The organism is Pseudomonas sp. IT-232MI5 (assembly GCF_949767845.1).
Lineage (GTDB): Bacteria > Pseudomonadota > Gammaproteobacteria > Pseudomonadales > Pseudomonadaceae > Aquipseudomonas.
Window position 1 is genome coordinate 120726 of record NZ_CATKQE010000044.1, and the last position, 13390, is coordinate 134115.

Sequence of the window (13390 nt, forward strand, 5' to 3'; positions counted from 1 at the left end):
AGGGACCAGCGGTTTATTACTAAGAACACCCATAAAAAAGGCCCGCTGATGCGGGCCTTTTTTGTTTCGGCAACACACACCGAATTGCTTGCGCGGATCAGAAGTCCAGGTTGGACACCGCCAGCGCGTTACTCTCGATGAAGTCACGGCGAGGTTCGACCGCATCACCCATCAGGGTGTTGAAGATCTGGTCTGCGCCAATGGCGTCTTCGATGGTGACTTTCAGCATGCGGCGCACGCTTGGGTCCATGGTGGTTTCCCACAGCTGATCCGGGTTCATTTCCCCCAGACCTTTGTATCGCTGAATGGTGTGGCGCTTGGTGCTTTCAGCCATCAGCCAGTCCAAGGCTTCCTTGAACTCGGTGACCGCTTTCTTGCGTTCGCCACGCTGGATATACGCGCCTTCGTCGAGCAAGGTGCTCAGTTGAGCACCGAGGGTGACGACGGTTTTGTAGTCGTTGCTGCCGAAGAAGTCGCGGTTGAAGGTGACGTAGTTCGACAGGCCGTGGGAGATCAGTTCGACCTCTGGCAGCCACACGCCACGTTCACGATCTTCACGCAGGCTGGCCTTGTAGACCAGACCGGATTTTTCCACGGTGCGCAGACGCGCTTCGTATTGGGCCAGCCACTCTTGCATCGCTGCGTGGTCGCCGAGCTTTTCCAGGCTTACGGCCGGCAGGTAGATGAAGTGCTCGGTCAGCTCCTGCGGGTACAGGCGCGACAGACGCTTGAGAGTCTTCATCACCATGCGGAAGTCGTTAACCAGACGTTCCAGCGCTTCACCGGAAATGCCCGGAGCTTCTTCGTTCAGGTGCAGGCTCGCATCTTCCAGGGCCGACTGCGTCATGTACTCTTCCATGGCGTCGTCGTCTTTGATGTATTGCTCTTGCTTGCCTTTCTTGACCTTGTACAGCGGCGGCTGGGCGATGTAGATGTAGCCGCGCTCGATCAGCTCCGGCAACTGACGGAAGAAGAAGGTCAGCAGCAGGGTACGGATGTGCGAACCGTCGACGTCAGCATCGGTCATGATGATGATGTTGTGATAACGCAGCTTGTCGATGTTGTATTCGTCGCGACCGATACCGCAGCCCAGTGCGGTGATCAAGGTGCCCACTTCCTGGGAAGAGATCATCTTGTCGAAACGCGCTTTCTCGACGTTGAGGATCTTACCCTTCAACGGCAGGATCGCCTGAGTCTTGCGGTTACGTCCCTGCTTGGCAGAGCCGCCCGCGGAGTCACCTTCCACCAGGTACAGTTCGGACAGCGCCGGGTCTTTTTCCTGGCAGTCAGCGAGCTTGCCTGGCAGACCGGCGATGTCCAGCGCGCCTTTGCGGCGGGTCATCTCACGGGCCTTGCGCGCGGCTTCACGGGCACGAGCGGCGTCGATCATCTTGCCGACGACCAGTTTCGCTTCGTTCGGGTTTTCCAGGAGGAAGTCGGAGAAGTACTTGCCCATTTCCTGTTCGACCGCGGTCTTCACTTCGGAAGAGACCAGCTTGTCTTTGGTCTGCGAGCTGAACTTCGGATCCGGCACTTTCACCGAGATGATCGCAGTCAGGCCTTCACGGGCATCGTCACCGGTGGTGGCGACTTTGTGCTTCTTCGCCAGACCTTCCTGCTCAATGTAGTTGTTCAGGTTACGCGTCAGTGCCGAACGGAAGCCCACCAGGTGGGTACCGCCGTCGCGCTGCGGAATGTTGTTGGTGAAGCACAACAGGTTCTCGTTGAAGCTGTCGTTCCACTGCAGGGCGATTTCCACGCCGATGCCGTCTTCACGCTGGATGTTGAAGTGGAACACCTGGTTGACCGCGGTCTTGTTGGTGTTCAGGTATTCAACGAACGCACGCAGGCCGCCTTCGTACTTGAACAGCTCTTCCTTGCCGCTGCGCTCATCCTTGAGGACGATGCCGACACCGGAGTTGAGGAAGGACAGTTCACGAATGCGCTTGGCCAGGATGTCCCAGCTGAAGTGAATGTTCTTGAAGGTTTCGCTGGAAGCCTTGAAGTGGATCTGGGTGCCGGTGGTTTCGCTGTCGCCAACGATGGCCATCGGTGCCTGAGGTACGCCGTGGACGTAGGTCTGTTCCCAGATCTTGCCGCTGCGGCGAACAGTCAGAACCAGCTCTTCGGACAGTGCGTTCACTACCGACACACCTACACCGTGCAGACCGCCGGATACCTTGTAGGAGTTGTCGTCGAACTTACCGCCAGCGTGGAGGACGGTCATGATGACCTCGGCCGCGGAAACGCCTTCCTCTTTGTGCACGTCTACCGGGATGCCACGGCCGTTGTCTTTAACGGTGATGGACTCATCCGGGTGGATGATGATGCTGATGTCGTCGCAGTGGCCGGCGAGGGCTTCGTCGATCGAGTTGTCGACCACCTCGAACACCATGTGGTGCAGACCGCTGCCATCGTCGGTGTCACCAATGTACATACCGGGACGTTTGCGTACGGCATCCAGGCCTTTCAGCACTTTAATGCTCGTTGAGTCGTACGTATTTTCTTCGCTCAATGCCTTCACTCCCGATGGTCGTGGGTCTGGGTGATACGGCCCTGTTCCACGTGGAACAGAGCGACTGGCGTTTCCGTCTGCCAGCCTTCCCTCAATAATTCGTGATCTACACAGGTGATGAACACCTGGCAGCGTAAGTCTTCCAGCAAGCGGCACAGCGCGCGACGGTGGCTCTCGTCCAGCTCGGACGGCAAGTCATCCACCAGATAAATACACTGACCGCGGCGGGCCTGGCTGACCAGATGCCCTTGGGCAATCCGCAGTGCACAGACCACCAACTTCTGCTGACCCCGGGACAAAATGTCCGCGGCGTTGTGTGCACCCAATCTAAGACGCAAATCAGCCCGTTGCGGTCCGGCCTGGGTATGACCCATTTGCTGATCCCGTTGCAGGGATCCGGCCAGTACGGCACTCAATTCCCGGTCTTTGTCCCAGCCTCGGTAATAGCTGAGCGTCAAACCTTCGAGCTCAACCAGTTCGCTCAAGGTTTGTTCAAAGACTGGTTTCAAGGCTTTGATGTAAGCGCGGCGGTATTCATCGATTTCAGCGCTGGCCTGGCACAGTTCCCTGTCCCAAACCGCTTGCGAAACGGCGTCAAGTGTACCATGCCGCAGCCAGGAGTTTCTCTGGCGCAAGGCCTTCTGCAAACGCTGCCAGGTGGCCATGAACCGCGGCTCGACGTGGAACACACCCCAATCGAGAAACTGCCGGCGAATCTTCGGCGCGCCTTCAAGCAGACGGAAGCTGTCGGGGTTGATCAACTGCAGCGGCAGGATCTCTGCCAGTTGCGCTGCGCTGCGGGCGTTCTGGCCGTCGATGCGTATCTGGAATTCGCCCTGACGGTCGCGCGAGATACCCAAAGCGCTATGCCCACCCTCGGCCAGTTCGACCTGACCGAACACGGTACAGGCGAGCTGCTCGTACTGGATGACCGGCAAAAGCCGCGTGCTACGAAACGAACGGGCAAGCCCCAGCAGATGAATGGCTTCCAGAACACTGGTTTTGCCGCTGCCGTTGGCGCCGTAAAGAATGTTGATGCGGGGGGAGGGGGAGAAGGTCACCGGGTGCAGATTGCGCACCGCGGTGACCGAAACACGACTTAAGGACATCCAGAGTCAGCTGATTACAGACGCATCGGCATGACAACGTAAGCCGAATCGTCGTTGTCCGACTCTTGCACCAGCGCACTGCTGTTGGAGTCGGACAGGATCAGGCGAACCTGCTCGGTGGTCATCACGCCCAGCACGTCGAGCAAGTAGCTCACGTTGAAGCCGATTTCCAAGGAGCCGCCGTTGTATTCAACGCCCACTTCTTCTTCCGCTTCTTCCTGCTCCGGGTTGTTGGCCTGGATCTTTAACTGACCGCTGGCCAGCTGCAGACGGATACCACGGTACTTCTCGTTGGACAGAATCGCGGTACGGCTGAACGCTTCGCGCAGCGCCTGACGATCGCCCAATACCAGCTTGTCGCCGCCCTTAGGCAACACGCGCTCGTAGTCCGGGAATTTGCCGTCGACCAGTTTCGAGGTGAAGGTGAATTCGCCGGTGGTCGCGCGGATGTGGTGCTGACCCAGCACGATGCTGACATTGCCGTCCGGCTCGGTGAGCAGACGCGCCAGTTCGAGGATACCTTTGCGCGGCACGATCACCTGGTGACGATCCGGCTGGCCGATATCGGCTTTCATCGAGCACATGGCCAAACGGTGACCGTCGGTGGCCACAGCGCGGATGATGCCCTCGGACACTTCCAGCAACATGCCGTTGAGGTAGTAACGCACGTCCTGCTGAGCCATGGCGAAGCTGGTGCGTTCGATCAGGCGACGCAGTTTGCTTTGCTCGAGGCTGCAGGTCAGCGAACCCGGGCCTTCTTCAACGGTCGGGAAATCGTTGGCCGGCAAGGTCGACAGGGTGAAACGGCTACGGCCGGCTTTTACCACCAGCTTCTGCTCGTCGACCTTGATGTCGATCAGCGCGTCGTTGGGCAGGCTTTTGCAGATATCCATCAGCTTGCGCGCAGGCACGGTGATGGAACCTGTTTCTGCCGGCTCCTCGAGTTGCACACGACCGACCAGTTCGACCTCAAGATCGGTACCGGTCAGCGACAGTTGCTGGCCTTCGACTACCAACAGCACGTTGGACAGTACCGGCAAGGTCTGTCGACGCTCGACGACGCCTGCGACCAGTTGCAGGGGTTTCAACAGGGCTTCGCGTTGAATGGTGAAATGCATGGTCTAGTCCCTTGCCTTAATAAGCTGCGCTGGTGTTCATCAAGTGGTCAGTGTACGCAGCAGGTTCTTGTAGTCCTCGCGGATGTCCGCGTCGGATTCCTTAAGTTCGTTGATCTTGCGGCAGGCGTGCAACACGGTGGTGTGGTCACGGCCGCCAAACACATCGCCGATTTCCGGCAGGCTGTGGTTGGTCAGCTCCTTGGACAACGCCATGGCTACCTGACGCGGACGCGCTACCGAGCGCGAACGGCGCTTGGACAGCAGGTCCGAGATCTTGATCTTGTAGTACTCGGCGACGGTGCGCTGAATGTTATCCACAGAGACCAGTTTGTCCTGCAACGCCAACAGGTCTTTCAGGGATTCGCGAATCAGCTCGATAGTGATGTCGCGGCCCATGAAGTGCGAGTGGGCGATCACGCGTTTCAACGCGCCTTCCAGCTCACGGACGTTGGAGCGAATACGCTGGGCAATGAAGAACGCGGCGTCGTGCGGCAAGTCGACTTTGGCCTGGTCGGCCTTCTTCATCAAGATCGCCACGCGCGTTTCCAGTTCCGGCGGCTCGACAGCAACCGTCAGGCCCCAGCCGAAGCGGGATTTGAGGCGCTCTTCAAGGCCTTCGATTTCTTTCGGGTAGCGGTCACTGGTGAGAATGACCTGCTGGCCACCTTCAAGCAGGGCGTTGAAAGTGTGGAAAAACTCTTCCTGCGAACGCTCCTTGCGAGCAAAGAACTGAATGTCGTCGATCAGCAAGGCATCCACCGAACGGTAGAAACGCTTGAACTCGTTGATCGCGTTCAGTTGCAGCGCCTTGACCATGTCGGCGACGAAACGCTCGGAATGCAGGTACACGACCTTGGCATTCGGGTTCTTCTTTAACAGGTGGTTACCCACCGCGTGCATCAAGTGGGTTTTACCCAGGCCGACGCCACCATAAAGGAACAGTGGGTTGTAGCCGTGCTTGGGGTTGTCCGCCACTTGCCAGGCCGCCGCGCGGGCGAGCTGGTTGGATTTACCTTCGACGAAGTTTTCGAAGGTGAAGGTGCGGTTCAGGTAACTGGTGTGCTTGAGCGCGCCTTCGACCTGCACGGTACGCTGTTCGGCGCGGACCGGGGCTTGCTGGGAAGCGGCACCGGACATCGGGTCGAAACTGTCGCGAGACGGTTCATCGCTGACTTCGGGGCTTTTCTGCGTCGAACGCTTGGCTGCCGGCGCTGACGTCTGGGTGGGTGCCGGCGTACTCACAGGCGTGGCATTTGCCTGGGCCTGCTGGGAAACCTGCGCGGCTGCAAGCGGCGCGTTCGGTGCGGCACGCGGAGCGGAACTGCGTTTGCTGCCTATTAATAAGGAGAGCGCTGGCGCCATGCCGTTGCCATGCTCATCCAGCAGCTCAAGGACACGACCCAGGTACTTTTCGTTGACCCAGTCCAGCACAAAACGGTTCGGTGCGTAGACGCGCAACTCGTCGCCTTCGGCTTCGACCTGTAGTGGACGGATCCAGGTGTTGAATTGTTGGGCAGGCAGCTCCTCGCGCAAAAGCTCCACGCACTGCTGCCAAAGTTCCACTGACACGGATATCCCCTAAGTTGAAAGCCGGTGAGGCAAAAACAAGCGGCCATTGTAGCGGCGAGCCGTCCACTTATCCACATGCAGGTTGCCCGGTGACCATGATTTATCAACGCGTTAACCGCTAAAAAAACGACCAACGGTGTGTGAATAAGCTCTGTGGATAACCGCCACTAAGGGCACTGGACAACTGGGGGTTGAACTCGGTGGATAACCTGCCTGTGGATAAAATGCCATTCCACACACAGGTTATCCGACAGTGCAGCACAGGCTGAACACGGTTTTCCACTGTAGTTGTCATTCTCTGTACATCACGTCAAACAAGGGCTAATGCCACTTATCCACAGAAGACGGTGTGCCTAGCTTTTATAAGCTTTACAGAAAAGCTTTAAATAATTCCCTTCTTTATTTTTATGTATGGCGAGCAGGTGATCGGGCAAAGAACACCTCGAGATCTATTTATAAGGAAACGTTGGTTGGAAATTGACCTGAAGGCTTGCTTTCTCTAGAATCCCCGGTCTCTTAAAACGGGGGCCATTCCGGCCCGTTGTGGACGAACCAGGTAACACGACAATGAAACGTACTTTCCAACCAAGCACTATCAAACGCGCTCGTACCCACGGTTTCCGTGCTCGCATGGCTACCAAGAACGGCCGCGCAGTCCTGTCGCGTCGTCGCGCCAAAGGTCGTGCGCGTCTGGCAGTTTGATAATCCGGTACTGGAGGTGAGTCAGGACTTCAGTCGGGAAAAGCGTCTGCTTACCCCCCGGCATTTCAAGGCAGTCTTTGACTCCCCTACCGGCAAGGTTCCGGGGAAAAATCTCCTGCTCCTTGCACGCAACAACGATCTTGATCACCCCCGTCTCGGGCTGGTTATCGGGAAAAAGAGCGTAAAGCTCTCCGTTGAGCGCAATCGCCTCAAACGTTTGATGCGCGAATCATTCCGTCTGCACCAGGATTCACTGGTCGGCTGGGATATCGTTATCGTCGCGCGCAAAGGTCTGGGCGATGTAGAAAACCCCGAATTGATTCAGCATTTCGGCAAACTCTGGAAGCGTCTTGCACGCAGCAAGCCCGTTCCAGAAGTCAAAACCGAAACTGTAGGGGTAGACAGTCCAGATGCGTAAACTGGCCCTCGTTCCGATCCAGTTTTATCGCTATGCCATTAGTCCTTTAATGGCCAACCACTGTCGTTTCTACCCCAGTTGTTCCTGCTACGCGTTAGAAGCCATCGAAAATCATGGCCTTCTGCGCGGTGGCTGGCTGGCCTTTCGTCGTTTAGGTCGCTGTCATCCGTGGAATCCCGGTGGTTATGACCCGGTTCCACCTATCCCTACCTCCCGTTCTTCTTCGATGGCCGAGTAATCATGGATATCAAACGCACGATCCTGATCGTCGCCCTGGCAATCGTGGCCTACGTTATGGTCCTTAAATGGAACCAGGACTATGGTCAGGCTGCCCTGCCGACTCAGAATGTTGCTTCCAGTACGACTACATCCGGTTTGCCGGACACCGCCACTGGCAATAATGCTGCCGCCAGTGACGATATTCCGCGCGCCGCTAGCGATACCAGCGCACCTGCCGAAACGCCGGTAGCCGCCAGCAAGGATCTGATCCAGATCAAAACCGACGTGCTCGATCTCGCGATCGATCCACAAGGTGGCGATGTCGCTCAACTGACCTTGCCTCTGTATCCACGTCGTCAGGATCGTCCTGATGTGCCGTTCCAACTGTTCGATAACGGTGGCGAACGTGTTTATCTGGCCCAAAGCGGTCTGATCGGCACCAATGGCCCGGATGCAAATCCGGCCGGTCGTCCGGTCTACTCTTCGGAGAAGAAGACTTATCAACTGGCTGACGGTCAGGACCAACTGGTCGTCGACCTGAAGTTCAGCAAGGACGGCGTCAACTACATCAAGCGTTTCACCCTGAAACGCGGCCTGTATGACGTAGCCGTTTCCTACATTGTGGATAACCAGAGCTCTCAGCCCTGGAACGGCGCAATGTTTGCTCAGTTGAAACGCGACAACAGCGCTGATCCTTCGTCCACTACTGCTACTGGCACCGCGACTTACCTGGGCGCCGCCCTGTGGACAAGTTCGGAGCCGTACAAGAAAGTGTCCATGAAGGACATGGACAAGGCGCAGCTGAAAGAAACCGTCACCGGTGGCTGGGTAGCCTGGCTGCAACATTACTTCGTGACCGCGTGGATTCCGGCCAAGGGCGAAAACAACATCGTCCAGACCCGTAAAGACAGCAAAGGCAACTACATCATCGGTTACACCGGTCCGACACTGACCGCTGCTCCGGGTGCCAAAGTTGAAACCAGCGCTGTGCTGTACGCCGGTCCTAAAAGCCAGGCTGTGCTGAAAGAGTTGTCCCCAGGTCTGGAACTGACCGTCGACTACGGCATTCTGTGGTTCATTGCCCAGCCAATCTTCTGGCTGCTGCAACACATCCACGCCATCGTCGGTAACTGGGGCTGGTCGATCATCTTCCTGACCATGCTGATCAAGGGTATTTTCTTCCCGCTGTCGGCTGCCAGCTACAAATCGATGGCGCGTATGCGTGCTGTCGCGCCGAAACTGGCTGCTCTGAAAGAGCAACATGGCGATGACCGGCAGAAAATGTCGCAAGCCATGATGGAGCTGTACAAGAAAGAGAAGATCAACCCGCTGGGCGGCTGCTTGCCGATCCTCGTGCAGATGCCGGTTTTCCTTTCGCTGTACTGGGTTCTGCTGGAAAGCGTGGAAATGCGCCAGGCGCCGTTCATGCTGTGGATCACTGACCTGTCGATCAAGGATCCGTTCTTCATTCTGCCGATCATCATGGGTGCAACCATGTTCATCCAGCAGCAGCTGAACCCGACTCCTCCGGATCCGATGCAGGCGAAGGTCATGAAAATGATGCCAATCATCTTCACCTTCTTCTTCCTGTGGTTCCCGGCAGGTCTGGTGCTGTACTGGGTTGTGAACAACTGCCTGTCGATTGCACAACAGTGGTACATCACGCGTAAGATCGAAGCGGCGACGAAAAAAGCCGAGGCGTAACTTGCACTGTGGATAACACCACTCAAAACGCCCCCTAGTGGGGCGTTTTGCTATCTGCCACTTTTGTCTGGATTCCGGTTTATGAGCACACCTCGTGAAACCATCGCCGCCGTCGCCACCGCTCAGGGTCGCGGCGGTGTGGGCATCGTCCGTATTTCCGGGCCGCTGGCCAGTGTTGCAGCCAAAGCCATCAGCGGCCGTGAGCTGAAACCGCGTTACGCCCATTACGGGCCGTTTTTCAGTGACGACCAGCAAGTCCTGGACGAGGGCCTGGCCCTGTATTTCCCGGGACCGAACTCTTTCACCGGCGAAGACGTGCTGGAACTGCAAGGCCACGGCGGCCCGATCGTTCTGGATATGTTGCTCAAGCGTTGCCTGGAGTTGGGTTGCCGTTTGGCCCGTCCGGGTGAATTCAGTGAACGTGCTTTCCTCAATGACAAACTCGACCTGGCCCAGGCCGAGGCGATTGCCGATTTGATCGAGGCCAGTTCGGCACAGGCTGCGCGTAATGCCCTGCGCTCATTGCAGGGTGCATTTTCCCAACGTGTGCATAACTTGACCGAGCAGTTGATCGGTTTGCGTATCTACGTCGAAGCCGCCATCGACTTTCCGGAAGAGGAAATCGACTTCCTCGCCGATGGCCATGTGTTGAACATGCTCGACAAAGTGCGCAACGAGTTATCCACAGTACTGCGTGAAGCCGGGCAGGGCGCTTTGTTGCGCGATGGCATGACCGTGGTGATCGCCGGTCGTCCGAATGCCGGCAAGTCCAGCCTGTTGAATGCTTTGGCCGGTCGCGAAGCTGCCATCGTGACGGAGATTGCCGGCACCACGCGGGATATCCTGCGCGAACATATCCACATCGACGGCATGCCGTTGCATGTTGTCGATACTGCAGGGCTGCGTGATACCGATGATCATGTGGAAAAGATCGGTGTTGAACGGGCATTGAAGGCTATTGGTGAAGCCGATCGGGTGTTGCTGGTGGTCGATGCGACCGCTCCGGAAGCACTGGACCCGTTTGCATTGTGGCCGGAATTCCTCGAGACCCGTCCGGATCCGGCGAAAGTTACCCTGATCCGCAACAAAGCGGATCTGACGGGCGAAGCAATTGCCCTCGAAACCAGTGAAGACGGGCATGTGACGATCAGTCTGAGTGCCAAGTCGGCCGGTGAAGGACTGGACTTGCTGCGTGACCATCTCAAAGCCTGCATGGGTTACGAGCAAACTTCGGAAAGCAGCTTCAGTGCACGTCGCCGCCATTTGGAGGCATTACGTCACGCCAGCGCCGCGTTGGAACACGGCCGCGCGCAACTGACATTGGCCGGCGCCGGCGAATTGCTCGCCGAAGATTTGCGTCAGGCCCAGCATTCTCTAGGTGAAATCACCGGGGCGTTCAGCTCCGATGATCTGCTGGGAAGGATCTTTTCCAGCTTCTGCATCGGCAAATAACAAAAGGGGCTGTGGAATATTTATCCACAGCCCCTTTTTTGCTTTACCAGTTGTAAGACACCGTACCCAGCAAGGTGCGATCTTCGCCCCAATAACAACGACCAGCATCGTTGCATCCCGACACATATTCCTTGTCGAACAGGTTTTTCGCGTTCAGGTCGACGCTCCAGTGCGTATCGATCTGATAGCCGATCGCCGCATCCACCAACGTGACATCGCCGGCATCGAGCTTGCCGTACAGAGAAGGCGAGGTGTAGGCGAAGGCACTGTCGAAATAACGCACACCACCGCCGACGTACAGGCCTTTCAAGTCGCCATCGAGGAATCGGTATTTCGTCCAGACCGAAGCCTGATTACGTGGCACTCCGGTCATTTGCTGGCCTTTGACCAATGACGTCGCGGCATCTTTGGTAATCCGCGCATCGGTGTAGGTGTAGGCCGCTGTCACATTGAGGTTCTGGGTCAGATTGCTGTTCAGTTCCAGTTCCACACCTTTGGAACGGCTTTCGCCGACCTGGCGGTAGGTCGCTGTCGTCGAGTCGAAGTAGGTGTCGTCCTTTTTGCGCAGGTCGTACACCGAAGCGGTAAACGCAGTATCCCAGCCGATCGGTTCGTATTTCAGACCCACTTCGTATTGGCTGCTGGTGATCGGGTCGAGCGGTGCGCCGGCATTGGAAATCTGCTGCACCGGTACGAACGAGGTGGAATAGCTGACATACGGCGTCATGCCGTTGTCGAACTGGTACATCACGCCGCCCTGATAGGTGAACTTCTTGTCCTCGGAACTGATGTCGCTCGACTGGGCGACCTTGTCGCGGAAATCACTGTCGACCCAGTCCTGACGGCCACCGAGCAGAAACAACCAATGGTCGTACTTGCTTTGGATCTGTGCATAAACACCTTTCATCTGTTGCTCGAGCAAGGTGTTTTGCACAGCAATCGGTGTCGTCGGGTCACGTAGGTACACCGGGTTATACACATCGATCGGCCCGACGATGCCAGCGTTCCAGTCCTGATTGAACGAGGTACGGTCGTAGCTGGCGCCGAACAACACGGTGTTCTCCAGACCGCCGACCTGGAACTTGCCTTCCAGCTGGTTATCCAGCGAGTACACCATCGACTTGTTGAAGCGATCGTACGCAGTCATGTTCAGGCGTGTGCCAAACCCGGCGTTGTTGAGGTTGCCCGGCCAGGTTTCGTGACGGGTAATGCGCGACTGCATGTAGCGCGAGTTCTGACGGAACTGCCAATCGTCGTTGAACGAGTGGCTGAACTCGTAACCGGTGCTCCAGGTTTCCCGTTCGAAAGTGTTCCAGTCCGGGTCGCCGAGCAGGGTGCCTTTGGATAACTTGCCGTTGGGATTTGTCAGCAAAGTACCGGCCGCCGGTAGGCCAAGTTCCATGTTGGTGTGATCCTTCTGGTAGTTGGCCAGCAGAGTCAGCGTGTTGAAATCATCGAAATTCAGGGTCAGGGATGGCGCGATGTAGATCCGGTCGTCCGGGACATGATCGGTCTGGGTGTCCGACTTGCGCCCAAGCATCACCACCCGCCCGAGAACGTTGCCGCTGTCATTGAGTGGACCGGAGACATCGACGCCGATCTGCCGGCGATTGTTCGAGCCATAACCCAATTGCACTTCGCCCTGCGGTGCAGCGGTCGGACGTTTGCTAACAAGATTGACCAGACCGCCCGGTGCGTTTTCCCCATACAACAGAGAAGACGGGCCGCGGAAAATCTCGACCCGCTCAAGTCCGTAAGGCTCGGTGCTGGTGTCATAACGATTGCCCTGTACGCGTAGTCCATCGCGCAAAAGACCGTAGCCATAATCGGTAGCGTTGAAACCGCGAATGTAGAACAGGTCTCCAGCCAGACTGTCGCCGGCGGCAAAGGGTGGCGCGAAGATTCCCGGAACGTAGCCGAGTACTTCAGTGAGTGTCTGAGATTTCTGATCTTTCATGCGCTGGGCAGTGACGACGGACACGGAACGCGGTGTTTCCGACAATGGCGTACTGGTTTTCGTACCGATCCGGCTGTTCTGCGCCTTGTATCCGACGTCGGCGGCGTAATCCAGATTCATCGGATTGGCCAACTGACCGTTAATGTTGGTCGGGGCCAATTCCAGTGCGTCGCCGTTGGGCAGTGCCTGCAAAATGTAACTGCCCGGCGCCTGTGGTACGGCTTGCAACCCCGAGCCTTGCAGCAGTTGGGCGAAACCCTGGTCGACGGTGAAATCGCCGTTCAAACCGGCACTGCGCAAACGGCTGGTCTGTTGCGGCGAGAACGACAGGATTACATTCGCAGCGGAGGCGAACTGGCTCAAGGCATTGTCCAGCGGGCCGGCGGCAATGGCATAACGCTGGGCGACCGTTGCAGCGATCGCGTTATGGCTAATCACCAGGCAGGACGCAGCGCTGGTCATCAGTAGGCTGTAAGCAATGCAGTGGTAGGAAAAACGCTGACGAAACGTGGAAAGACGCATGTGTGGATTAGCCCTGAAGGTGGCAAAGAGCCGCGTTTATCGCGATTACCTGTAGGGCCGGGTCAGGGCAAAAAAAGATAACCCTGTTGTCGATTTATTTTCCCC

10 protein-coding genes are annotated in these 13390 nt (G+C 57.1%); 5 read left to right on the forward strand and 5 right to left on the reverse strand.

Annotated features, from left to right (window positions below; genetic code table 11):
- Window positions 1-97 precede the first annotated feature (97 nt).
- Genes gyrB through dnaA form a run of 4 tightly spaced genes read right to left on the reverse strand, consistent with a single transcriptional unit; the run spans window position 98 to window position 6311 of the window.
- Entirely contained in the window at window positions 98-2515 is a 2418-nt protein-coding gene (gyrB, locus tag ACM6JQ_RS19065) for a DNA topoisomerase (ATP-hydrolyzing) subunit B (protein WP_007911885.1), read from the reverse strand.
- 5 nt (window positions 2516-2520) lie between these two features.
- Entirely contained in the window at window positions 2521-3624 is a 1104-nt protein-coding gene (recF, locus tag ACM6JQ_RS19070; protein ID WP_007911886.1) for a DNA replication/repair protein RecF, read from the reverse strand.
- A 14-nt stretch (window positions 3625-3638) separates the two neighbouring features.
- Complete coding sequence (gene dnaN, locus ACM6JQ_RS19075) at window positions 3639-4742, reverse strand: DNA polymerase III subunit beta (protein ID WP_007911887.1); 1104 nt, start codon at window positions 4740-4742, stop codon at window positions 3639-3641.
- 39 nt (window positions 4743-4781) lie between these two features.
- On the reverse strand, window positions 4782-6311 hold the full coding sequence (gene dnaA / locus ACM6JQ_RS19080) for a chromosomal replication initiator protein DnaA (protein WP_007911888.1): 1530 nt from the start codon (window positions 6309-6311) through the stop codon (window positions 4782-4784).
- A 567-nt stretch (window positions 6312-6878) separates the two neighbouring features.
- On the opposite strand from dnaA, the gene rpmH reads away from it, so the two are divergent.
- From rpmH to mnmE, 5 genes are all read left to right on the forward strand, one after another.
- Window positions 6879-7013 (forward strand): 50S ribosomal protein L34, encoded by a 135-nt coding sequence (gene rpmH / locus ACM6JQ_RS19085; protein WP_003213577.1) that lies wholly within the window; start codon window positions 6879-6881, stop codon window positions 7011-7013.
- Between the two features lie 16 nt (window positions 7014-7029).
- Window positions 7030-7431 carry a ribonuclease P protein component gene (rnpA, locus tag ACM6JQ_RS19090; protein WP_042704971.1) on the forward strand — a complete coding sequence of 134 codons (402 nt, stop codon included), beginning with the start codon at window positions 7030-7032 and terminating at the stop codon, window positions 7429-7431.
- Window positions 7424-7669 (forward strand): membrane protein insertion efficiency factor YidD, encoded by a 246-nt coding sequence (gene yidD / locus ACM6JQ_RS19095; protein WP_077430980.1) that lies wholly within the window; start codon window positions 7424-7426, stop codon window positions 7667-7669. Before rnpA ends, yidD begins: the two co-directional genes overlap by 8 nt.
- A 2-nt stretch (window positions 7670-7671) precedes the next feature.
- On the forward strand, window positions 7672-9354 hold the full coding sequence (yidC, locus tag ACM6JQ_RS19100; RefSeq protein WP_414894500.1) for a membrane protein insertase YidC: 1683 nt from the start codon (window positions 7672-7674) through the stop codon (window positions 9352-9354).
- Window positions 9355-9435: 81 nt separating this feature from the next.
- A complete protein-coding gene (gene mnmE, locus ACM6JQ_RS19105; RefSeq protein ID WP_007911892.1) occupies window positions 9436-10806 on the forward strand; it encodes a tRNA uridine-5-carboxymethylaminomethyl(34) synthesis GTPase MnmE in 1371 nt (456 codons plus the stop codon).
- Between the two features lie 43 nt (window positions 10807-10849).
- Here the strand turns inward: mnmE and ACM6JQ_RS19110 are convergent, their stop codons facing one another.
- On the reverse strand, window positions 10850-13285 hold the full coding sequence (locus tag ACM6JQ_RS19110) for a TonB-dependent siderophore receptor (RefSeq protein WP_414894501.1): 2436 nt from the start codon (window positions 13283-13285) through the stop codon (window positions 10850-10852).
- Window positions 13286-13390 lie beyond the last annotated feature (105 nt).

Excerpts from the sequence above, each read along its gene's own strand:
- mnmE (WP_007911892.1), top strand. The coding sequence starts at position 9,436 with ATGAGCACACCTCGTGAAACCATCGCCGCCGTCGCCACCGCTCAGGGT.
- dnaN (WP_007911887.1), bottom strand. The coding sequence starts at position 4,742 with ATGCATTTCACCATTCAACGCGAAGCCCTGTTGAAACCCCTGCAACTG.
- recF (WP_007911886.1), bottom strand. The coding sequence starts at position 3,624 with ATGTCCTTAAGTCGTGTTTCGGTCACCGCGGTGCGCAATCTGCACCCG.
- yidC (WP_414894500.1), top strand. The coding sequence starts at position 7,672 with ATGGATATCAAACGCACGATCCTGATCGTCGCCCTGGCAATCGTGGCC.
- rpmH (WP_003213577.1), top strand. The coding sequence starts at position 6,879 with ATGAAACGTACTTTCCAACCAAGCACTATCAAACGCGCTCGTACCCAC.
- ACM6JQ_RS19110 (WP_414894501.1), bottom strand. The coding sequence starts at position 13,285 with ATGCGTCTTTCCACGTTTCGTCAGCGTTTTTCCTACCACTGCATTGCT.
- yidD (WP_077430980.1), top strand. The coding sequence starts at position 7,424 with ATGCGTAAACTGGCCCTCGTTCCGATCCAGTTTTATCGCTATGCCATT.